This is a genomic window from Mesorhizobium sp. P2_C7, assembly GCF_056404515.1.
The window spans coordinates 233390-253502 of the sequence record NZ_JBFUDW010000002.1 but is presented as its reverse complement, the minus strand read 5'-3'; the positions used below and the strand labels follow the sequence as shown (position 1 = coordinate 253502).

The window sequence follows — 20113 nt, the reverse complement described above, 5'->3', positions numbered from 1 at the left end:
GCATGCCTACGCCGCTGATTGACCGCCGCGATTTCCTCCGGGCTGCAGGCATTGGCTTTGCCGCCGCGATGGCGCCGTCGGCCTGGGCGAAGACGCTAGCGGCGGACGCCGTCTTCGCTACCGCCTTTGTCAAGCGCGACGGCAGTTATGGCGCGGCCGTCCTGTCCGAGGCCGGCAAGCTCCTGCATGCGATCGACCTGCCCGATCGCGGCCACGACGTCACTTTCGATCCGGTCTCGAAGCGCTCCGTGGTCTTCGCTCGCCAGCCGGGCACTTTCGCCATGGTCTTCGATCATTCGGGCCGCGAGAAGCCGCTGACCATCACCAGCATCACCGGCCGGCATTTCTTCGGCCATGGTGTGTTCTCGCCCGACGGCGCTTTGCTCTATGCAACCGAGAATGATTTCGACAATGCCGCCGGTGTGGTCGGTATCTACGATGCGCGGGCGAAATTCAGCCGCATCGGCGAATTCCCGACCTATGGCATCGGTCCGCACGAGCTTCTGCTCCTGGGCGACGGCAAGACGATTGCGGTTGCCAATGGCGGCATCGAGACCCATCCGGACTATGGCCGCGCCGAGCTCAACATCGCAACCATGAAGCCGTCCTATGTGCTGATCGACCGCGTCACCGGAGACCTCATCGAGAAGCACGAGCTGCCGGCGGCACTGCACCAGCTGTCGATCCGCCATATGGACACCGACCGGTCCGGCACCGTCTGGTTCGGCTGTCAGTACAGGGGGCCGGGCACCGATCGACCGCTGCTGGTCGGCCGCGCCGCGCGTGGCAAGGAGTTGCAGCTGCTCGACATGCCGCAGGACGTCCTGTCCGGTTTCCGCAACTACATCGGCTCGGTCGCCGCCAATCCGGTTGCCGGCACAGTCGCCGTCTCTTCGCCGGAAGGCAATTCGCTGGTGGTGATCGACGCGGCGAGCGGCCGGATCGTCTCGAACAGCGCGCTGGTCGAGGTCTGCGGCGTGGCGCCCGACGGAACCAGCTTCATGGCGACCACAGGCGCCGGCGAAATCATCGAGGGCAGCGGTGCGACACGCTCCGAACCGGACTATGTCTGGGACAACCATATGCTGCGCATCGAACGGGCCGCGTAGCTACTTTTCCGGCCAAGCCGAAACGAAGCCACTTAACAAATTATGCACTATCCCCTTGCGGTGGCGGGCCGTGGCGGGCACAGGGAATTGTTTCTCGAACCGGTCGTTTCATGAAATTGCTTGCCATCGACTGTGCCGCCAACCTCTGCGCCGCTTGCGTCTATGACACCGAGGCGAAGCAGGAGCTTGGCCGCTCGGTGCTCGATCTCGGCAAGGGCCATGCCGAGCACCTGATGGCCGCCATCGCTGAAGCGCTGAAGGCAGGCGCAACCGACTATGCCGGTCTCGGCGCCATTGCCGTCTCTGTCGGTCCCGGCTCCTTCACCGGCCTGCGCGTCGGCGTTTCGACCGCGCGCGGCCTGGCGCTAGCGCTGAAGGTCCCGGCGATTGGGGTGACGACGCTGGAGGCGCTGGCTGCCGAGGCAGCCGGGACATTTCCTGGCCGCGCCGTGCTGGCGGCGCTCGACGCCGGCCGCGAGGAACTCCATGCCGCCCTTTTCGATCAAATGTCAGTTTTGACTTACGGTCCGGCTGTGACCACACTGGCGGGTGCCGTGGCCATGGCGACGGAAAGCACTTCGGTGCTCGCCGGCACCGCGGCTGCGCAAATCGCTGCCTCAACAGGGCGCGCCTTCGATATCGGCCCTGAGACGGCCACCGCCGACATTCTCACTTACGCTCGCCTGGCGGCCGGCAAGGGCGCGGGCGAAAGGCCGAAACCGCTTTATTTGCGTGGCGCGGACGCCAAGCCACAGGCTGGGTTCATTTTATCAAGGCAACAAAACTAATGCGCATACCTTTTCTCCAACCACGCCGCCGGGACTATGCGCTCGAGCCGCTGAGGATCACCGACAGCCCGGCGGTCTCGCTTCTGCATCGCGAGGATTTTGTCCGCCCCTGGACCGACGGCGAATTCGCCGCCTTGCTCGAACAGGACACCGTCTTTGGCTATGCCGCGCGCGAAACCGGGCAGGGCGCCAAGCCGCCGGTGGGCTTCGTGCTGGCCAGGCTAGCTGCCGGCGAGGGCGAGATCCTGACCGTTGCGGTGGCGCGCTCGCACCGCCGGCAGGGGCTGGGCTGGCAGTTGATGGACGCGGTGCTGCGCGAACTGCACGCTCAGCGCGCCGAAGCGCTGTTCCTCGAGGTCGACGAGACCAATGTCGCGGCGATCGCCCTCTACCGGCGGCTGGGCTTCCGCGAGGTCGGCAAACGCCCCAATTACTACAGGTCGTCCGAGCACGGACCGACCGGGGCGCTTGTCATGCGCCGCGATCTTCGCTAGCCAGAGGCGCCAAATCCAAGGGTTAGCGCTTCCAAAAAAGGACGCGCGGCGCTGTAACGGCAGGGCCGGGACTGTATGATCGCAAAAATCAGGATTTTCCTGGCGCTTGGCCTCGTCACCGCCGGTTCGCTGGTCCTCGTGCCGTTGCAGATCCTGTCGATGAAGACCGGCTGGTGGCCGGAAACCTTCATCCTCAAGATCTGGCACAGGCTGATCGTCCGGGCGTTGGGGATGCGCATCCATGTCAAGGGCGCGCTGTCCGACAAACGTCCACTGCTGGTCGCGTCCAATCACATCTCCTGGACCGACATCATGGTGCTCGGTTCCATGGTCGATGTGAAGTTCATCGCCAGAGCCGATATGGAAGGCTGGCCGCTGATCGGCATGCTGTCGAAGCTGCAGCGCACCGTTTTCATCGAGCGCGAGCGCAAGCGTTCGTCCGGCGACCAGGCCAGCGAGATCGCCAGCCGCATGGCCAAGGGCGACGCCATGGTGCTGTTCGCCGAGGGATCGACCGGCGACGGCAACATCGTCCTGCCCTTCAAGAGCACGCTGTTCGGCGCCGCCTCGATGGCGATTTCAGAAGGCGCGGCCGAACAGGTCTTCATCCAGCCGGTGGCGATCGCCTACACGCGCCTGCACGGCGTGCCGCTCGGCCGTCGGCACCGGCCGCTTGCCGCCTGGATCGGCGATGAAGACCTGATGCCGCATCTCAAGGTGTTGCTGAAGGAGGGGGCACTCGACGTCGAGGTGCATTTCGGCGAACCGATCGCCTTTTCCAAGGGCTCGAACCGCAAGGAAACGTCGAAGCTGATGGAAAGCCAGGTGCGCGCGATGATGCAGGCGGCACTCGCCGATCCGCGCCCGAGCCGATAGACTGGTGATGGGTGCACCAGTGTGCGTGACGGCCGTGGCGGAGAATCGTCTGTTTTTTGTCATCGAAAGGCGTTAGAAGCCGCCGGATGGACTTGAACACGATAGAGCGTGACGACATCGACGCCGCGGCCGAAGCGATGGCCGTGCCGGCGGCAGCCACCAGGAAGGTCTTCATCAAGACCTATGGCTGCCAGATGAACGTCTATGATTCACAGCGCATGGCCGATGCGCTGGCCGCCGACGGCTATACCGCCACCGATGCCATCGGCGAGGCCGATCTGGTGCTGCTCAACACCTGCCATATCAGGGAGAAGGCGGCCGAAAAGGTCTATTCCGAGCTCGGCCGTATCCGCGATATGAAGGCAGAACGCGCCGTGGCAGGCCGCGAGATGCTGGTCGGCGTCGCCGGCTGCGTGGCGCAGGCCGAAGGCGCCGAGATCATCCGCCGTTCGCCGGCCGTCGATCTGGTCATCGGCCCGCAGACCTATCACCGGCTGCCCGGCGTGTTGGCGCGGGTGCGCGGCGGCGAAAAGATAGTCGAGACCGACTACGCCATCGAGGACAAGTTCGAGCATCTGCCGCAGCCCAAACGCGCCGAGGTCATCAAGCGCGGCGTCACCGCGTTCCTCACCGTCCAGGAAGGCTGCGACAAGTTCTGCACCTTCTGCGTCGTGCCTTACACCAGGGGCTCCGAAGTGTCGCGGCCGGTGGCGCAGATCGTTGCCGAGGCGCAACGTCTGGCCGAAGCCGGCGTGCGCGAGGTGACGCTGCTTGGCCAGAACGTCAATGCCTGGCATGGCCAGGGCGAAAACGGCGAGGAATGGGGCCTTGGCCGCCTGCTGCTCAGGCTGGCCGAAATCCCAGGGCTGGCGCGGCTGCGCTACACCACCAGCCACCCGCGCGACATGGACGATGAACTGATATCAGCCCATCGTGATCTGCCGGCGTTGATGCCCTATCTGCACCTGCCGGTACAATCCGGGTCCAACCGCATCCTCAAGGCGATGAACCGCAGGCACACCGCGAAGGATTATCTGACGCTGCTCGACCGCATTCGTGCCGCGCGACCGGATATCGCGCTTTCCGGCGACTTCATCGTCGGTTTCCCCGGCGAGACCGAGGCGGATTTCGAGGCGACCATGGAACTGGTGCGCCAGGTGAACTATGCCTCGGCTTTCTCGTTCAAATATTCGCCGCGTCCCGGCACGCCGGGCGCCGAGATGGCTGACCATGTGCCGGAAATGGTGAAGGATGAGCGCCTGCAGCGGCTGCAGGCCTTGCTTCTGAAGCAGCAGCAGGATTTCGGCGCAACCCTCGTCGGCAGCACCATCGACACGCTGATCGAGAAGCCCGGCCGCCAGGCCGGCCAGAAGGTCGGCCGCTCACCTTGGCTGCAGCCCGTTATTGTTGATGAAAAGGCCGGCGAAATCGGTGACATTATCCAGGTGCGAATCACGAAGACGGGCTACAACAGCCTGTTCGCCGAATTGGCCTGAGGGTCTCGGCAGATGAGGAGAGACGGTTGAGCGCTGCAGAAGTGAAGAGCCTGCCCCCGGCACCGGCGTCTGGGGCTTCTGACATGGCGCACATCGTTCTGACTTTCGACAACAACAAGCTTGCCAGCGCCCTTTACGGTCAGTTCGACGAGAACCTGGCCAGGCTCGAGCAGAAGCTCGGCGTCGACATCCGCTCGCGCGGCAACCAGCTGACGATCAAGGGCTCGGCGTCGGCCGCCGAGCAGGCCCGCCGGGCTTTGGACAATCTCTACGGCATTCTCCAGAAGGGCGTCGACATCGGCCAGTCCGACGTCGACGGCGCCGTGCGCATGGCGATTGCCGCCGACGATCAGCTGACCTTGCCGACGTTGGAACGCAAGGGGAAGGTCTCCGCCGCCCAGATCGCCACCCGCAAGAAGACGATCTATGCCCGCTCGCTCAACCAGGACGCCTATATGCGCGCGCTGGAGCGGTCGGAACTGGTGTTCGGCATCGGCCCGGCCGGGACCGGCAAGACCTATCTGGCGGTGGCGCATGCCGCGATGCTGCTTGAGCGCGGCATGGTCGAACGCATCATCCTGTCGCGGCCGGCCGTGGAGGCCGGCGAACGGCTGGGCTTCCTGCCGGGCGACATGAAGGAGAAGGTCGATCCCTATCTGCGCCCTCTCTATGATGCGCTTTACGACATGATGCCCGCCGACAAGGTCGAGCGCGCCATTGCCGCGGAGGTGATCGAGATCGCGCCGCTCGCCTTCATGCGTGGCCGCACGCTGGCGCATGCCGCCGTCATCCTTGACGAAGCGCAGAACACCACGCCGATGCAGATGAAGATGTTCCTGACCCGTCTCGGCGAGAACTCGCGCATGATCGTCACTGGCGATCCGACCCAGATCGACCTGCCCTCGAACACCAAATCGGGCCTGGTCGAAGCCTTGCGCGTGCTGGATGGCGTGGCCGGCGCGGTAACTGTGCGCTTCAACGATGGCGACGTCGTCCGCCATCCGTTGGTGGCGGAAATCGTCAGGGCGTATGACCGGGATGCCAAACTGGCGCGCGGCCTCGGCGCCGAGAATTGATGTGACGATGCGGCCTCATGCCTGAGGACAACATATCCGGCGACGGGGCACGTCCGGTCCCCGTCGAAATTGATATATCAGTCGAGGCGGGCAATTGGCCCGATGAGGCAAGCCTGACACGGCTGGTCGATCGCGCTGTCGCGGCTGCTTTTGCCGAAACCGGCGTGTCGGGCCGTTCCGAACTCAGCCTCGTTTTTTCCGACGACGCCCATATCCGGACCCTCAACGCCGGCTGGCGCGGCAAGGACAAACCGACCAACGTCTTGTCTTTCCCAGCTTTTCCGCTTGTGCAAGGCGCTCCATTGCCGCCAATGCTGGGTGACATCGTGCTCGCCGCCGAGACGGTCGCGCGTGAAGCGGCACTGGAAGACAAGCCTGTCGAGAACCATATCACTCATCTCGTGGTCCATGGCCTGCTGCACCTTTTGGGCTATGACCACGAGACCGACGCCGAGGCCGAGGCGATGGAGGCCATCGAGCGCGCAGCGCTCGCGAGGCTTGCCATTCCCGATCCCTACGCGTAACTACGTCTGACCAATTGACCGGACGACGATGAACGACAAACCAGAGACTGCCGCCCGCCCCGACGCCGGCAGTGCGAACAAGGCTTCCGATACGTCGGAAGAGGGATCAAGTCCGAGTACCGTTACCGGCAGCGTTGCCAGCGAAACATCGCCAGCCGGTCCCTCCCTATTCGACCGCGTGCTGGGCCTGTTCCGGCAGCGCAACGGGACCAGCCTGCGTGAGGAAATCGCCGGGGCGCTTGCCGAAACGGCGAGCGACGCCGGCGCCTTCTCGCCCGGCGAACGCGCCATGCTCAACAACATCCTGCGTTTGCGCGAGGTGCGCGTCGAGGACGTCATGGTGCCGCGCGCCGACATCGAGGCGGTCGAGATCACGACGACGCTCGGCGATCTGCTGGGCACCTTTGAGCAGTCCGGCCATTCGCGCATGCCGGTCTATTCCGAGACGCTCGATGATCCGCGCGGCATGGTGCACATTCGCGACGTGCTGGCCCACATCACCAAGATCGCGCGCGTCAAGAAGGGCCGCTCGACACGGAAAACCCCTGCCGCCACGGTTCTCGACCTCACGCAGGTCGACCTCGCGCGCACCATTGGCGACCTCAACCTGATCCGCCAGGTGCTGTTCGTGCCGCCGTCGATGCTTGCCTCCGACCTGATGGGCCGCATGCAGACGACGCGCACGCAGATGGCGTTGGTCATCGACGAATATGGCGGCACCGATGGCCTTGCCTCGCTGGAAGACATCGTCGAGATGGTGGTCGGCGACATCGAGGACGAGCATGACGACGATGAGCCGATGATCACCCAGAGCGGCGACGGCGTGTTCATCGTCGACGGCAAGGCCGAGATCGACGACGTCGCCAAAATGATCGGCGAGGATTTCGCCGCCGGCGAACATGGCGAATATGTCGATACCATCGGCGGCATGATCTTCAACACGCTTGGCCGCGTGCCTGCGCGCGGCGAGGTGGTGCAGGCCATCCCCGGCTTCGAATTCCACGTCCTTGATGCCGATCCGCGCCGCGTCAAGCGCGTGCGCATCGTGCAGAGCCAGAAGGGTGAGCGCCGCCGGCGCGCCGCACGCACGGAGCAGGCTTAAGCACGATGCCGAAAAGTTGCAGACTTTTCGGACGAACATCATGCGACAAAACAAGGACATAAGCGCTCGCGGATGACGGTCGAGGACCCCTTCAAGCATTCCACCTTGGGGTCCGGGGTGTTCTACAGGGACCCTCGCGCCGCGCTGGACTGGCTGGAAACGGCCTTCGGCTTCGAGCGCAGCATGGTGGTCAGCGACGCCGATGGAAGGCTCTCCACTCTGAGATGCGGTTCGGCGACGGCTACATCATCGTCGATTCCGAATGGACCGATTACGTCGCCAGCCCTGCTTCCATCTCCGGCAAGAACACCCAATCGGTCTATGTGCGGCTGAAGGACGGCCTGGACGCCCATTGTGAGCACGCCAAGGCAAACGGCGCCGAGATCATCCAGGAGCCTGCCGACCAGTTCTACGGCGAACGGCAGTATCGGGCACGTGATCCCGAAGGCCATGTCTGGACCTTCACCCAGACCATTCGCGCTGTTTCGCGTGAAGAGGCCGAACGGCTGGGCGGCGTGCGCATCGACGGCTGGCACCGGTAGGCGGAGGCTTGCATCGCAGCCAGCCATCCTGCGTTTGGAGCGCGGACCGCGGCCTGTTAAATCTTGCTTCCTGATTCGCGCGACTCGGAAGTTTGCATGGAGCGCCTGGCCGGCCGGATAATTCTGCTTTGGGGTTGGCGGCGCGCGCTGGTGGCGTTTCTCGCCGGGGCGTTTGCCGTGCTTGGACAGGCCCCTTACGATTTCTTCGCTGCCTGTTTCATCTCGTTTCCCTTGCTGGTCTGGCTGATCGATGGCGCCACCGGCGAAGCCTCCGGCAGCCTGTTTCGTCGCCTGCGGCCTGCCTTCGCCGTCGGCTGGTGGTTCGGCTTCGGCTATTTCCTTGCCGGCCTCTGGTGGATTGGCTCGGCACTGCTGGTCGAGGCCGACAGTTTTGCCTGGGCGCTTCCCTTCGCGGTGGTCGGCATTCCCTTCGCACTCGCCTTTTTCTACGGTTTTGCGGCAATGGTTGCTCGACTGTTGTGGAGCAGCGATATCGGCCGCATCGCCGCCCTTGCTTTCGGTTTTGGGCTGGCGGAGTGGCTGCGCGACTTCCTGTTCACCGGTTTTCCGTGGAATGCGATCGGCTATGCGGCCATGCCCGTGCCCTTGCTGATGCAGAGCGTCTCGGTGACCGGCATGATCGGCATGAACGCGCTCGCTGTGTTCGTCTTCGCATTGCCGGCGCTGCTGGTGGCGCGCCGGCATCTGCGCCTCGGCGCGGCACTGTTTGCCGTCCTCGCCGCCGCCCATATCGGTTTCGGCTATGTCAGGCTTGCCACTCCCGAAAAGCCGGCAACGCACAGCCTGGATGTCCGCATCGTCCAGCCGGCCGTGGATCTGTCTGAAAAGTGGGATGCCTCGGTGCGCGACCGCATCTTCGCAACTTTGATGGGCCTGTCGGCCAAGGCGCCGGACCCCGGTCATGAAAAGCCGCAATTGATCCTGTGGCCCGAGACCTCGGTGCCGTTCCTCTTCACCGAGCGTCCGGACGCATTGACGGCGCTGGGCGACATGCTCGGTCCCGGCCAGATGCTGATCGCCGGCGTCGTCCGCGAGGAAGGCGGCTCGGCGGCGAATGCCGACAGCCGCTACTACAACTCCGTGGTGGCGATCGACGACAAGGGTGAAATCGCCGACGCCGTCGACAAGGTTCATCTGGTGCCGTTCGGCGAATACCTGCCTTTTGCCGATCTGCTTGAGCGTTTCGGCATCGAGCAACTGGTTGCCGGGCCGATGACATTTGCGGCGGGCAACGAGCGGCACGCCATCACTTTGCCTGACGGCATCCGTGCGCTGCCATTTATCTGTTATGAGGTGATCTTTCCCGATCTGGTGGCAGTTGACGCTACGTCAGCGCAGCTTATTGTGAACGTTACCAATGATGCGTGGTTCGGTGACACGCCGGGTCCGTATCAGCATTTCAGGCAGGCCCAGATCCGTGCGGTGGAGAATGGATTGCCATTGTTGCGTGCTGCCAACAACGGTATCTCGGCCGTCGTCGATACGCGCGGGCGCGTCGTCGATGCGCTGGCGATCGATGCGCGCGGCGCCATCGATGCACGCGTGCCGATTTCCGGACAGGCGTTCATATCCGCCGGCCAGAGACGCATTAACGGAATGCTGATCATGTTGCTGTTTGCCATCGCCGCCGCATTGTTGAACGTAAGGCAAAGGCTACGGGTGAATTGACAGCCCACACATTAGAAACTCATACTGTAAGCGCCTGAAATTTTCTCGAAGTCGGTGGATCGTTCTGTTGGGGCAGTTGCCGCCGGCGTCGTTTGGGCAAAGAAAAAATAGAGAAAGCCGAAAAAATTCGGCGAGGAAAAAATGACAGAAGACAACAAGAAGAAACCGAATCCGATCGACATCCATGTTGGCAGTCGCATCCGGCTTCGCCGCAATATGCTCGGAATGAGCCAGGAGAAACTGGGCGAGAATCTCGGCATCACATTTCAACAGATTCAGAAATATGAAAAGGGCACCAACCGCGTCGGCGCCAGCCGCCTGCAGGCGATAGCGTCGATTCTCGGTGTGCCAGTCGCCTTCTTTTTCGAGGATGCGCCCGGCCAGGAGGCCGCGCACGGCCGTGGCTTTGCCGAAGACACGTCGATGGCTTTCGCCGTCGAATTCTGCGGCAGTCCTGAAGGCCTTCAGCTTAACCGCGCCTTCGTCAAGATTGCCGATGCCAAGGTGCGCCGCAGGATCATTGACCTGGTCAAATCGCTCTCCACGGACGATCTCGACTGATCCGCAATCCCGTTTGGACCGGCGGCAGCCTGCCGCCGGTGGCACAAGATAACTGCATCGACATTCATGCCAGAACGGCAGCACCGCTTGACGAGCGGCGCTCCACCCCGCTAACACGTGGCGCGCCAAAATCGGCAGCCTGCCGATCGTTTTTTCAAGAGGGGACACCCGTGACGCGGCAGAATTACTTCTTTACCTCGGAATCCGTTGCCGAGGGCCATCCCGACAAAGTCTGCGACCGGATCTCCGACGAGATCGTCGATCTGGTCTATCGCGAAGCCAAGAAGACCGGCATGGACCCATGGAAAGTCCGCGTCGCCTGCGAGACGCTGGCCACCACCAACCGCGTCGTCATCGCCGGTGAGGTGCGCGTCCCCGAGACGCTGCTGAAGAAGGACAAGGAAGGCAACATCCTCAAGGATGCCGCCGGCCACCCGGTGGTCAATCCGGCGAAGTTCAAGTCGGTAGCCCGCAAGGCGATCCGTGAAATCGGCTATGAGCAGGCCGGCTTCCACTGGAAGAACGCGAAGATCGAGGTCCTGCTGCACGGTCAGTCGCCCGATATCGGCCAGGGTGTCGACAATGCGTCCGACCGCCAGGGCGAGGAAGGTGCCGGCGATCAGGGCATCATGTTCGGCTATGCCTGCCGCGAGACGCCGGATCTGATGCCGGCGCCGATCTACTACAGCCACAAGATACTCGAACTGCTGGCCGCGGCCCGCCACGAAGGCAGCGGTGAAGCCGGCAGGCTCGGTCCGGACGCCAAGAGCCAGGTCACTGTCCGCTATGTCGACGGCAAGGCCGCCGAGGCGACGCAGATCGTGCTGTCGACACAGCATCTCGATGCGAGCTGGGATTCGAAGAAGGTCCGCAAGGTCGTCGAACCCTATATCCGCGAGGCGCTGGGCGAGCTCAAGATCGCCGACAACTGCATGTGGTACATCAACCCGACCGGCAAGTTCGTCATTGGCGGGCCGGATGGCGACGCCGGGCTGACTGGCCGCAAGATCATCGTCGACACCTATGGCGGTGCCGCACCGCATGGCGGCGGCGCCTTTTCGGGCAAGGACACCACCAAGGTCGATCGTTCCGCCGCCTATGCGGCGCGCTACCTCGCCAAGAACGTCGTGGCGGCGAAACTCGCCGATCGCTGCACCATTCAGCTTTCCTACGCCATCGGCGTCGCCCAGCCGCTGTCGGTCTATGTCGACCTGCACGGCACCGGCAAGGTGGACGAGGCCAAGCTTGAAGAGGCGCTGCGCACGGTGATGGATCTGTCGCCGTCAGGCATCCGCCGCCATCTCGATCTCAACAAGCCGATCTACGCCAAGACGTCGTCCTACGGCCATTTCGGCCGCAAGGCCGGCCGCGATGGGTCCTTCTCCTGGGAAAAGACCGATCTCGCCAAGGCGCTCAAGGACGCGGTCGCCGCCTGACAGCGGCGCCGCAAAGTCCTGCCATGGACCCGAAGGACAGACCAAGCCGCGCGACCGAAGCCTTCTTCGGTCGCCGGCGCGGCAAGACCATGCGTCCGCAGCAGGCGGCTGCACTGGAAAGCGGCTTTGGCACGTATCGGCTCGATCTGACGGCTGAACCTCCGGCAGATCTCAGCACCCTGTTTGAAGCGGATGTTTCGGCGGTTCGTCTCGAAATCGGCTTCGGCGGCGGCGAACATCTCCTGCATCGTGCCACCGAGGCGCCAGCGATTGGCTTTATCGGCGTCGAGCCCTTCGTCAACGGCATGGCCAAGATGATGATGGCGGTGAGGGAAAAGCCGCTTGCCAATCTCAAGGTCTATGACGACGACGCCACCCGGCTGCTCGACTGGCTGCCGCAAGCCTCGCTCGCCGGCATCGACCTTCTCTATCCGGATCCGTGGCCGAAGAAGAAGCACTGGAAGCGCCGTTTCGTCAGCCCGATCAATCTCGACCGTTTCGCGCGCGTGCTGAAGCCGGGTTCAAAATTCCGCTTTGCCTCCGATATCGACACCTATGTGAACTGGACCTTGCTGCACTGTCGGGCGCATGGTGCATTCGCGTGGCAGGCTTCGGAGGCGGCGGATTGGCATCGGCCCTACGATGGCTGGCCGGGTACCCGTTACGAGGCGAAGGCTGTTCGTGAGGGCCGGCGGCCCGCCTATCTTACCTTCATCAGGAGGTAAGCAGGCCGATCGCACGCGGCCTCCGGGGTTCGCCGGCGGCAAGCGCGTGCGTCGTCAGCCCGCCAAACCCTTAGAAACGGCCGATCCTGTTGAAGACAGCCGGATCCATGCCGAGCTTGCGCAGGTCGTCCGCGCGTGGCCTGCGGCCGGCTTCCACGGAACGCGACGCAGCGACTGCACTGCCAAATGTCGTGAAGAGATGGCCTATGGCGGATAGAATCTTGCGGTTGGTCATGGTCGTATCCTTTCGCTGCTGTGACGTGTCGTCATCTTTGTGCGATGCAACATAGATGGTGATGCAGCGTTGAGGCTCACAGGGGTACTGCCGCATGGAGGCCATGCGTCTGGCGCAACACTGTCGTTGCCACGGCTTTTGTCCGTGCCGATACGGCGGGCTTGAAACAGCGGCCATGATCGGTTATATCAGCCTCAAATTCTTGGTCGGTATGACGAAGAGTGGGTCCACCCGGTCCCGCTCTTTTTTATTACCTGCCGGTAGCTTCGGGTAGAACGACAGGGATCGAATGACTGCAACGGCAAGCGAAGGCGACGACCGCATCATCCGCGAAAGCGGCATCGATGCGCGCATCGCGCTGATCGTCCAGCCGGTTCTGCGCGGCATCGGCTTCCGCCTCGTGCGGGTGCATCTGTCGGGCCAGAACGGGCTGACGCTGCAGATCATGGCCGAGCGCGAGGACGGCACCATGACCGTCGAGGATTGCGAAGAGGTCAGCCGCGCGGTGTCGCCTGCCCTCGACGTCGATGACCCGATCGAAAAGGCCTATCACCTCGAAGTCTCGTCGCCCGGTATCGACCGGCCGCTGGTCCGCAAATCGGATTTCGCGACATGGACCGGCCACCTAGTCAAGATGGAGACATCGATCATCGTCGCCGACCGCAAGCGGTTCAAGGGCAAGATCGTCGAGGCCGGTGACAACGATGTGCTGATCGAGCGCGAAAAGGCCGCCTATGGCGAGGAGCCGACGGTGCGGGTCCCCTATGACGCGATTTCCGAAACGCGCCTGATCCTGACCGATGATCTCATTCGCGATGCCCTGTCGAAAGACAACAGGGCGCGCAAGGAAGCCAAGAAACGCCGCGGCGAACCGGACGATGATGCGCCCGAGGGTGCGGATGCCGGCGCGGAAAACGAAACCGAACAGGAACTATGATTGAGCTGCCGGGCGCAAAGGTCCGGCAAACAGGCTCGGGAGAAAAACGATGGTTGTAAGCGCCAACAGGCTTGAACTGCTGCAGATCGCCGATGCGGTCGCGCGCGAAAAATCGATCGACAAGTCAATCGTCATCGCCGCCATGGCCGATGCGATCCAGAAGGCGGCGCGTTCGCGTTACGGCCAGGAGACCAACATCCGCGCCGACATCAACCCGAACACCGGCGAGATGAAGCTGCAGCGGCTGATGGAAGTGGTCGAGAAGGTCGACGACTACGCCACCCAGATCGCCATTTCCTCGGCGCGCGAGCGCAACCCCGACGCCCAGCTCGGCGACTTCATCGCCGAACAGCTGCCGCCGATGGATTTCGGCCGCATTGCCGCCCAGTCGGCCAAGCAGGTCATCGTGCAGAAGGTGCGTGAGGCCGAACGCGACCGCCAGTATGATGAATACAAGGACCGCATCGGCGAGATCGTCAACGGCACCGTCAAGCGTGTCGAATACGGCAACGTCATCGTCGATCTCGGCCGTGGCGAGGCGATCATCCGTCGCGACGAACTGATCCCGCGCGAAAACTACAAATATGGCGACCGCGTCCGCGCCTATGTCTACGACGTGCGCCGCGAGCAGCGCGGCCCGCAGATCTTCCTGTCGCGCACCCATCCGCAGTTCATGGCCAAGCTCTTCACCATGGAAGTGCCGGAAATCTATGACGGCATTATCGAAATCAAGTCGGTCGCCCGCGACCCCGGTTCTCGCGCCAAGATCGCCGTCATCTCGCGTGATTCCTCGATCGATCCAGTCGGCGCCTGCGTCGGCATGCGCGGCAGCCGCGTCCAGGCCGTCGTCGGCGAATTGCAGGGCGAGAAGATCGACATCATTCCGTGGTCGCCTTCGGCCGCGTCCTTCATCGTCAACGCGCTGCAGCCGGCGGAAGTCGCCAAGGTCGTGCTCGACGAGGATGCCGAGCGCATCGAAGTCGTGGTTCCCGACGACCAGCTGTCATTGGCCATCGGCCGCCGCGGCCAGAATGTGCGGCTCGCTTCGCAGTTAACCGGCTGGGACATCGACATCCTGACCGAGGCCGAAGAATCCGAGCGTCGCCAGAAGGAATTCGTCGAGCGTTCGTCGCTGTTCATGGAAGCCCTCGACGTCGACGAGATGGTCGGCCAGGTGCTGGCCTCCGAAGGCTTCACCAGCGTCGAGGAAGTCGCCTATGTCGATTCCGGCGAGATCGCCTCGATCGACGGCTTCGACGAAGACACCGCTTCGGAAATCCAGACCCGCGCCCGCGAGTATCTGGAGAAGATCGAAGCCGAGCACGACGACAAGCGCAAGGCGCTCGGCGTCTCCGACGAATTGCGCGAAATCCCCGGCGTCACCACCGCCATGATGGTGACGCTCGGCGAGGACGGCGTGAAGACGATCGAGGATTTCGCCGGCTATGCCGCCGACGACCTGACCGGCTGGAAGGAACGCAAGGACGGCGAGACGAAAGTGTATCCGGGCGTGCTGGCCAGTCATGGCGTGACGCGCGCCGATGCCGAGCAGATGGTTCTGGCCGCCCGCCTCAAGGCTGGCTGGATCACCGAAGACGAGCTTGCAGCCGAAGAAGAAACGGCTGACGAAGCCGTTGGTGCGTGAGGTGAAACCGCATCGCACCGAACCCGCCCTTGGACGAGATGAACGATCGCACCTGCATCGTCACCCGCAGGCAGGCCGAACCGGATGAATTGATCCGGTTCGTCGTCGGCCCGGATTCGGCCGTCGTTCCCGACATCAAGAGAAATCTGCCCGGCCGTGGTTGCTGGGTGACCGCCGACCGCCTACATATCGACAAGGCGGCGGCGAAGAACATTTTTGCCCGCGCCTTCAAGGCACAGGTGATCGTGCCGCCCGATCTTGGCGGCATGGTCGACGGGCTGCTTTCCAGATCCGCTCTGGGCATGCTTGGGCTTGCTCGCAAGGCAGGCGCGATTTCTCTTGGAGCCACCAAGGTCGAGAGCGCGGTGCGCGGCGGATTGGCGCTTTTCGTGCTCCATGCGACCGAGGCGTCCGACGACGGCGTGCGCAAGATCAGCCAGGCGCGACGGGCGACAGTCCATCTCGGTGGGCCCGCTATCCTTGCCTACAAACTTTTCTCCGAGGCCGAGTTGAGCTTGGCATTGGGGGGTACAAATGTGATACATGCTGCCGTTCTCGCGGGAGACGCGGGCAGGGCGGTCCAGAAGCGCATGGTTGCGCTCGACCGGTATCGGGGCGGTTCCCCGGACGATCTGGCAATGCTTGCGGCTGTTGCTGACGAAGATGATGCCGCAGAGGATATGGAATGAGCGATACGAAATCGGGTGACGACAATACGCTGAGTGTGACGCCGAAGAAGACCTTGACGCTAAAGCGCCCCGGTATGGAACAGGGCACTGTGCGCCAGAACTTCTCGCACGGCCGCACCAAGCAGGTCGTCGTCGAAACCAAGAAGCGCAAGTTCTCGATGCCCGGCGACAAGCCGGAGCCGGTTGCCGCCCCCGTCTTCATACCGAAGCCGGCGGTTGTGGCCGCACCCGTCGTACAGGAAGCGCCGAAGGCGCCACCGCCGCCGCCGCCTCCGGTCGAGCGCAGCGGCATGGTGCTGAACGAACTGTCGCGCAGTGAAATGGAAGCGCGCCGCAGGGCGCTCGAAGGCTCGAAGGTACGCGAGGTCGAGGACCGACAGCGCGCTGCCGAGGACGCCAAGCGCCGCGCCGAGGACGAAGAGCGCCGCAAGCGCGAACGCGAAGAATCCGCGCGCCGCCAGGCTGAGGAAGAGGCGCGGTTGCAGACTGAGGCAGAGTCCCGCCGTCGCGCCGAGGAAGAGGCACGTCGCCGCGCGCCGCTGGCCGCGGAACTGGCAACGGTCGACGACGAGGAAGAGGTCAAGCCGAAGCGGATTGGCGCTGGCGCGCCGGTGCGCCGTCCGGTCACGCCTGAAGTGGCGCGTCCGGCCAAGCCGACCAAGGCCGAGGAAGATCGCCGTCGTGGCAAGCTGACGCTGAATTCCGCATTGTCCGATGAGGACGCGCGGGCCCGTTCGCTGTCGTCGATGCGCCGCCGCCAGGAAAAATTCAAGCGCGCGATGCACAATGAGCCGCGCGAGAAAGTCATGCGCGAAGTGATCTTGCCAGAGACCATCACCATCCAGGAACTTGCACAACGCATGTCCGAGCGTGCGGTCGATCTGGTCAAGTTCTTCATGAAGCAGGGCCAGATCCTGAAGCCGGGCGACGTCATCGACGCCGATACCGCGGAGCTGGTTGCCACCGAATTCGGCCACACCGTCCGCCGCGTCGCCGAGTCCGACATCGAGGAAGGCCTGTTCAACATCGCCGACAATGCCGAGGACCTGGTGACGCGTCCGCCCGTCGTGACCATCATGGGCCATGTCGATCACGGCAAGACCTCGCTGCTGGACGCCATCCGCAATGCCAATGTCGTCTCCGGCGAAGCCGGTGGCATCACCCAGCATATCGGCGCCTACCAGGTCGAGAAGAATGGTCACAAGATCACCTTCATCGACACGCCCGGCCACGCCGCCTTCACGGCGATGCGTGCTCGCGGCGCCCAGGCGACCGATATCGCCATCCTGGTGGTTGCGGCCGACGACAGCGTCATGCCGCAGACGATCGAATCGATCAGCCACGCCAAGGCGGCCGGCGTTCCGATCATCGTGGCGATCAACAAGATCGACAAGCATGATGCCGATCCGCAAAAGGTGCGCTCCGAACTGCTGCGCCACGAGGTCTTCGTCGAATCCATGGGCGGTGAAGTGCTGGACGTCGAAGTGTCGGCGACCAAGGGCACCAATCTCGACAAGCTGCTCGAGGCGATCCTGCTGCAGGCCGAAATCCTCGACCTCAAGGCCAATCCGGACCGTACCGCCGAGGGTGTCGTTATCGAGGCCCAACTCGACAAGGGCCGTGGCCCCGTCGCCACCGTGCTGGTGCAGACCGGCACGCTGATGCCGGGTGACATCCTTGTCGCCGGCAACGAATGGGGCCGGGTGCGCGCGCTGGTCAACGATCGTGGCGGGCAGATCAAGGAAGCGCCGCCGGCGATGCCGGTCGAAGTGCTTGGCCTGCAGGGAACCCCGCAGGCCGGCGACCGCTTCGCCGTGGTCAACAATGAAGCCCGTGCCCGTGAGATCACCGAATATCGCCAGCGTCTGGCGCGCGAGAAGGCGGTTGCCAAGCATGCCGGTCAGCGCGGTTCGCTCGAACAGATGATGTCGCAGTTGCAGACGAGCGGGCTGAAGGAATTCCCGCTGGTCATCAAGGGCGACGTGCAGGGTTCGATCGAGGCGATCAACGCGGCGCTCGACAAGCTCGGCACCGACGAAGTGCGTGCGCGCATCGTCCATGCCGGCGCCGGTGCCATCACCGAGAGCGACGTGTCGCTGGCGGAGACTTCGGGTGCGGCGATCATCGGCTTCAACGTTCGTGCCAACGTGCAGGCACGTGCCGCCGCCGCTGCCGCGGGCATCGAGATCCGCTATTACTCGATCATCTACAACCTTGTGGATGACGTGAAGGCGGCTCTGTCGGGCCTGCTGTCGCCGGAGCGTCGCGAGACCTTCATCGGCAATGCGCAGATCCTCGAAATCTTCGACATCACCAAGGTTGGCAAGATCGCCGGCTGCCGTGTCACCGAAGGCAAGGTCGAGCGTGGTGCGGGCGTGCGTCTGATCCGCGACAACGTCGTCATCCACGAAGGCACTCTGAAGACCCTGAAGCGCTTCAAGGACGAGGTTGCGGAAGTTCCCGGCGGCCAGGAGTGCGGCATGGCCTTCCAGAACTACGAGGACATGCGCGTCGGCGACATCATCGAGTGCTTCCGCGTCGAGATGGTGACCCGTACGCTCTGAGTTCGAGTGACTTGTCGATACCGGGCGGTGGTCGAAAGACCGCCGCCCCAGTGCTATTGAGAATGACCATATGAGACATGCGGCACGGTTCCATCCCGCGCCTCACGCTTTCAGGATCGAGAAAAATGCCCCGTCCAACCACATCCAGCCCATCCCAGCGCATGCTGCGCGTCGCCGAACAAGTGCGCCATGCCTTGTCCGAAACCTTGCAGCGCGGCGAGATCATCGATCCGCTGATCGAGAACACCGTGGTTTCGGTCTCGGAAGTGCGCATGTCGCCCGATCTGAAGGTCGCTACCGCTTTCGTCTCGCCGCTCGGCGCCAAGGATACCGATGCGGTGGTGGAGGCGCTGAACAAGCATGCGAAGTTCGTGCGTGGCCGTGTCTCCGGCGCGCTGCGGCAGATGAAGTTTATGCCGGAGTTCCGTTTCAAGCTCGACACCTCCTTCGACAATTTCGCCAGGATCAACGATCTCTTGAAGTCGCCCGAAGTGGCGCGCGATCTGGGTTCCGAAGGCCAGGACAAAGACGACAACAAGGACACCGAATAGTGGCGCGTCGCGGCAAGAAGAAGGGCCGGCCGATCTCGGGCTGGCTGGTCCTGGACAAGCCGGTCGGCATGGGTTCGACCGAAGCCGTCTCCAAGATCAAATGGCTGTTCCAGGCGGAAAAGGCCGGCCACGCCGGCACGCTCGATCCGCTAGCGTCCGGCATGCTGCCGATCGCGCTTGGCGAAGCCACCAAGACCGTGCCTTACGTGCAGGACGGCGCCAAGATCTATCGCTTCACCGTTGCCTGGGGGCAGGAGCGTTCGACCGATGATCTCGAGGGTCCGGTGACGAAGAACTCGGACCTGCGTCCGGCGGAAGCCGAGGTGCTTGCGCTGCTGCCGAAATACACCGGCGTCATCATGCAGACGCCGCCGCAATTCTCGGCCATCAAGATATCAGGCGAGCGCGCCTATGATCTGGCCCGTGACGGCGCGACGGTCGACATACCCGCACGAGAGGTCGAGATCGGCCGGCTCGATATTGTCGAGCACGATGCCGACCATACTGTTTTCGAAGTCGAATGCGGCAAGGGCACCTATGTGCGCTCGCTGGCCCGCGATATGGGCCGCGATCTCGGCTGTTTCGGCCATATTTCCGAACTGCGCCGGGTCGAGGTCGAGCCGTTCACGCCGGAGGACTTCGTCACCATCGCAGAACTGGAGGCCGCCCGTTTCGGCGTGCCGGGTGAAGACGACCCGGACGCGACAGATGCCGCTCACACGGTTGAAGCCGCTGACGAGGTGGCAGCGCCGATCGACTTCGACGCCATCGACGCCCTTCTGGTGGATACATCCGCTGCCCTTGACTGCCTGCCGCAGGTCGCCATCAGCGACGACGCGGCGACGAAAATCCGCCTCGGCAATCCGGTCATCATCCGCGGCCGCGACGCACCGGTGGAAGCCGAAGAAGCCTGCGCGACGGCGCGCGGCAAGCTGGTCGCCATCGGTGCCATCGAGCAAGGCATGTTCAAGCCCAAGCGGGTCTTTGCCGGCTGACGGCCAAGGTTATTCCAGGAAAAGCGAGAGCGGTTTTCCGTCCGGAATTGCGACAAAACGAGGTTCTAACTTCAGGTCG

19 protein-coding genes and 1 pseudogene are annotated in these 20113 nt (G+C 63.5%); 19 read left to right on the top strand and 1 reads right to left on the bottom strand.

Annotated elements, in window-relative coordinates:
• The first annotated feature begins 2 nt into the window (after positions 1-2).
• From AC1D2G_RS06190 to trmB, 13 genes and pseudogenes are all read left to right on the top strand, one after another.
• On the top strand, positions 3-1109 hold the full coding sequence (locus tag AC1D2G_RS06190) for a DUF1513 domain-containing protein (protein WP_477412697.1): 1107 nt from the start codon (positions 3-5) through the stop codon (positions 1107-1109).
• Between the two features lie 110 nt (positions 1110-1219).
• Positions 1220-1897, top strand: coding sequence for a tRNA (adenosine(37)-N6)-threonylcarbamoyltransferase complex dimerization subunit type 1 TsaB (gene tsaB, locus AC1D2G_RS06185; protein WP_477412695.1), 678 nt, complete (start codon positions 1220-1222; stop codon positions 1895-1897).
• Positions 1897-2391 (top strand): ribosomal protein S18-alanine N-acetyltransferase, encoded by a 495-nt coding sequence (gene rimI, locus AC1D2G_RS06180; RefSeq protein ID WP_095082444.1) that lies wholly within the window; start codon positions 1897-1899, stop codon positions 2389-2391. Before tsaB ends, rimI begins: the two co-directional genes overlap by 1 nt.
• Before the next feature lie 75 nt (positions 2392-2466).
• Positions 2467-3267 (top strand): lyso-ornithine lipid O-acyltransferase, encoded by an 801-nt coding sequence (gene olsA / locus AC1D2G_RS06175; protein ID WP_477305066.1) that lies wholly within the window; start codon positions 2467-2469, stop codon positions 3265-3267.
• Positions 3268-3353: 86 nt separating this feature from the next.
• Positions 3354-4763: a tRNA (N6-isopentenyl adenosine(37)-C2)-methylthiotransferase MiaB gene (gene miaB, locus AC1D2G_RS06170; protein ID WP_477412693.1), complete on the top strand. Its 1410-nt coding sequence runs from the start codon at positions 3354-3356 to the stop codon at positions 4761-4763.
• Positions 4764-4846: 83 nt separating this feature from the next.
• A complete protein-coding gene (locus AC1D2G_RS06165) occupies positions 4847-5839 on the top strand; it encodes a PhoH family protein (protein ID WP_023758127.1) in 993 nt (330 codons plus the stop codon).
• A gap of 17 nt (positions 5840-5856) precedes the next feature.
• Positions 5857-6363, top strand: coding sequence for an rRNA maturation RNase YbeY (gene ybeY, locus AC1D2G_RS06160; RefSeq protein ID WP_477412691.1), 507 nt, complete (start codon positions 5857-5859; stop codon positions 6361-6363).
• Between the two features lie 28 nt (positions 6364-6391).
• Positions 6392-7465 (top strand): hemolysin family protein, encoded by a 1074-nt coding sequence (locus AC1D2G_RS06155; protein WP_095082435.1) that lies wholly within the window; start codon positions 6392-6394, stop codon positions 7463-7465.
• Positions 7466-7537: 72 nt separating this feature from the next.
• Positions 7538-8007 (top strand): annotated as a pseudogene (locus AC1D2G_RS06150) (VOC family protein).
• A gap of 96 nt (positions 8008-8103) precedes the next feature.
• A complete protein-coding gene (gene lnt, locus AC1D2G_RS06145; protein WP_477412689.1) occupies positions 8104-9696 on the top strand; it encodes an apolipoprotein N-acyltransferase in 1593 nt (530 codons plus the stop codon).
• 141 nt (positions 9697-9837) lie between these two features.
• Positions 9838-10257, top strand: coding sequence for a helix-turn-helix domain-containing protein (locus AC1D2G_RS06140; RefSeq protein ID WP_457151722.1), 420 nt, complete (start codon positions 9838-9840; stop codon positions 10255-10257).
• 170 nt (positions 10258-10427) lie between these two features.
• The gene (gene metK / locus AC1D2G_RS06135) at positions 10428-11693 is read left to right on the top strand and encodes a methionine adenosyltransferase (RefSeq protein WP_457151723.1); all 1266 of its coding nucleotides are present in this window, start codon (positions 10428-10430) and stop codon (positions 11691-11693) included.
• A gap of 23 nt (positions 11694-11716) precedes the next feature.
• Positions 11717-12418: a tRNA (guanine(46)-N(7))-methyltransferase TrmB gene (gene trmB, locus AC1D2G_RS06130; protein ID WP_477412687.1), complete on the top strand. Its 702-nt coding sequence runs from the start codon at positions 11717-11719 to the stop codon at positions 12416-12418.
• Between the two features lie 70 nt (positions 12419-12488).
• On the opposite strand, the gene AC1D2G_RS06125 is transcribed toward trmB, so the two are convergent.
• The gene (locus AC1D2G_RS06125; RefSeq protein ID WP_477225338.1) at positions 12489-12653 is read right to left on the bottom strand and encodes a hypothetical protein; all 165 of its coding nucleotides are present in this window, start codon (positions 12651-12653) and stop codon (positions 12489-12491) included.
• A 289-nt stretch (positions 12654-12942) separates the two neighbouring features.
• Here AC1D2G_RS06125 and rimP point away from each other — a divergent pair, with 289 nt between their 5' ends.
• From rimP to truB, 6 genes are all read left to right on the top strand, one after another.
• Entirely contained in the window at positions 12943-13590 is a 648-nt protein-coding gene (rimP, locus tag AC1D2G_RS06120; RefSeq protein WP_095082423.1) for a ribosome maturation factor RimP, read from the top strand.
• A 49-nt stretch (positions 13591-13639) separates the two neighbouring features.
• Positions 13640-15235, top strand: a complete 1596-nt coding sequence (nusA, locus tag AC1D2G_RS06115) for a transcription termination factor NusA (protein ID WP_095082421.1) — start codon at positions 13640-13642, stop codon at positions 15233-15235.
• 38 nt (positions 15236-15273) lie between these two features.
• On the top strand, positions 15274-15924 hold the full coding sequence (locus AC1D2G_RS06110) for an RNA-binding protein (protein WP_477412685.1): 651 nt from the start codon (positions 15274-15276) through the stop codon (positions 15922-15924).
• Positions 15921-18488: a translation initiation factor IF-2 gene (gene infB / locus AC1D2G_RS06105; protein ID WP_477412683.1), complete on the top strand. Its 2568-nt coding sequence runs from the start codon at positions 15921-15923 to the stop codon at positions 18486-18488. Before AC1D2G_RS06110 ends, infB begins: the two co-directional genes overlap by 4 nt.
• A gap of 125 nt (positions 18489-18613) precedes the next feature.
• Positions 18614-19039: a 30S ribosome-binding factor RbfA gene (gene rbfA, locus AC1D2G_RS06100; RefSeq protein ID WP_095082415.1), complete on the top strand. Its 426-nt coding sequence runs from the start codon at positions 18614-18616 to the stop codon at positions 19037-19039.
• Positions 19039-20034, top strand: coding sequence for a tRNA pseudouridine(55) synthase TruB (truB, locus tag AC1D2G_RS06095; protein ID WP_477412681.1), 996 nt, complete (start codon positions 19039-19041; stop codon positions 20032-20034). Before rbfA ends, truB begins: the two co-directional genes overlap by 1 nt.
• The last annotated feature ends 79 nt before the right edge of the window (positions 20035-20113 follow it).

What these genes read in the sequence shown, in the direction of transcription:
- infB (WP_477412683.1), top strand. Translation starts at nt 15,921, where the DNA reads ATGAGCGATACGAAATCGGGTGACGACAATACGCTGAGTGTGACGCCG.
- AC1D2G_RS06155 (WP_095082435.1), top strand. Translation starts at nt 6,392, where the DNA reads ATGAACGACAAACCAGAGACTGCCGCCCGCCCCGACGCCGGCAGTGCG.
- lnt (WP_477412689.1), top strand. Translation starts at nt 8,104, where the DNA reads ATGGAGCGCCTGGCCGGCCGGATAATTCTGCTTTGGGGTTGGCGGCGC.
- AC1D2G_RS06140 (WP_457151722.1), top strand. Translation starts at nt 9,838, where the DNA reads ATGACAGAAGACAACAAGAAGAAACCGAATCCGATCGACATCCATGTT.
- AC1D2G_RS06110 (WP_477412685.1), top strand. Translation starts at nt 15,274, where the DNA reads ATGAACGATCGCACCTGCATCGTCACCCGCAGGCAGGCCGAACCGGAT.
- nusA (WP_095082421.1), top strand. Translation starts at nt 13,640, where the DNA reads ATGGTTGTAAGCGCCAACAGGCTTGAACTGCTGCAGATCGCCGATGCG.
- AC1D2G_RS06125 (WP_477225338.1), bottom strand. Translation starts at nt 12,653, where the DNA reads ATGACCAACCGCAAGATTCTATCCGCCATAGGCCATCTCTTCACGACA.
- trmB (WP_477412687.1), top strand. Translation starts at nt 11,717, where the DNA reads ATGGACCCGAAGGACAGACCAAGCCGCGCGACCGAAGCCTTCTTCGGT.
- rimI (WP_095082444.1), top strand. Translation starts at nt 1,897, where the DNA reads ATGCGCATACCTTTTCTCCAACCACGCCGCCGGGACTATGCGCTCGAG.
- rimP (WP_095082423.1), top strand. Translation starts at nt 12,943, where the DNA reads ATGACTGCAACGGCAAGCGAAGGCGACGACCGCATCATCCGCGAAAGC.
- AC1D2G_RS06190 (WP_477412697.1), top strand. Translation starts at nt 3, where the DNA reads ATGCCTACGCCGCTGATTGACCGCCGCGATTTCCTCCGGGCTGCAGGC.
- rbfA (WP_095082415.1), top strand. Translation starts at nt 18,614, where the DNA reads ATGCCCCGTCCAACCACATCCAGCCCATCCCAGCGCATGCTGCGCGTC.
- tsaB (WP_477412695.1), top strand. Translation starts at nt 1,220, where the DNA reads ATGAAATTGCTTGCCATCGACTGTGCCGCCAACCTCTGCGCCGCTTGC.
- olsA (WP_477305066.1), top strand. Translation starts at nt 2,467, where the DNA reads ATGATCGCAAAAATCAGGATTTTCCTGGCGCTTGGCCTCGTCACCGCC.
- miaB (WP_477412693.1), top strand. Translation starts at nt 3,354, where the DNA reads ATGGACTTGAACACGATAGAGCGTGACGACATCGACGCCGCGGCCGAA.
- AC1D2G_RS06165 (WP_023758127.1), top strand. Translation starts at nt 4,847, where the DNA reads ATGGCGCACATCGTTCTGACTTTCGACAACAACAAGCTTGCCAGCGCC.
- ybeY (WP_477412691.1), top strand. Translation starts at nt 5,857, where the DNA reads ATGCCTGAGGACAACATATCCGGCGACGGGGCACGTCCGGTCCCCGTC.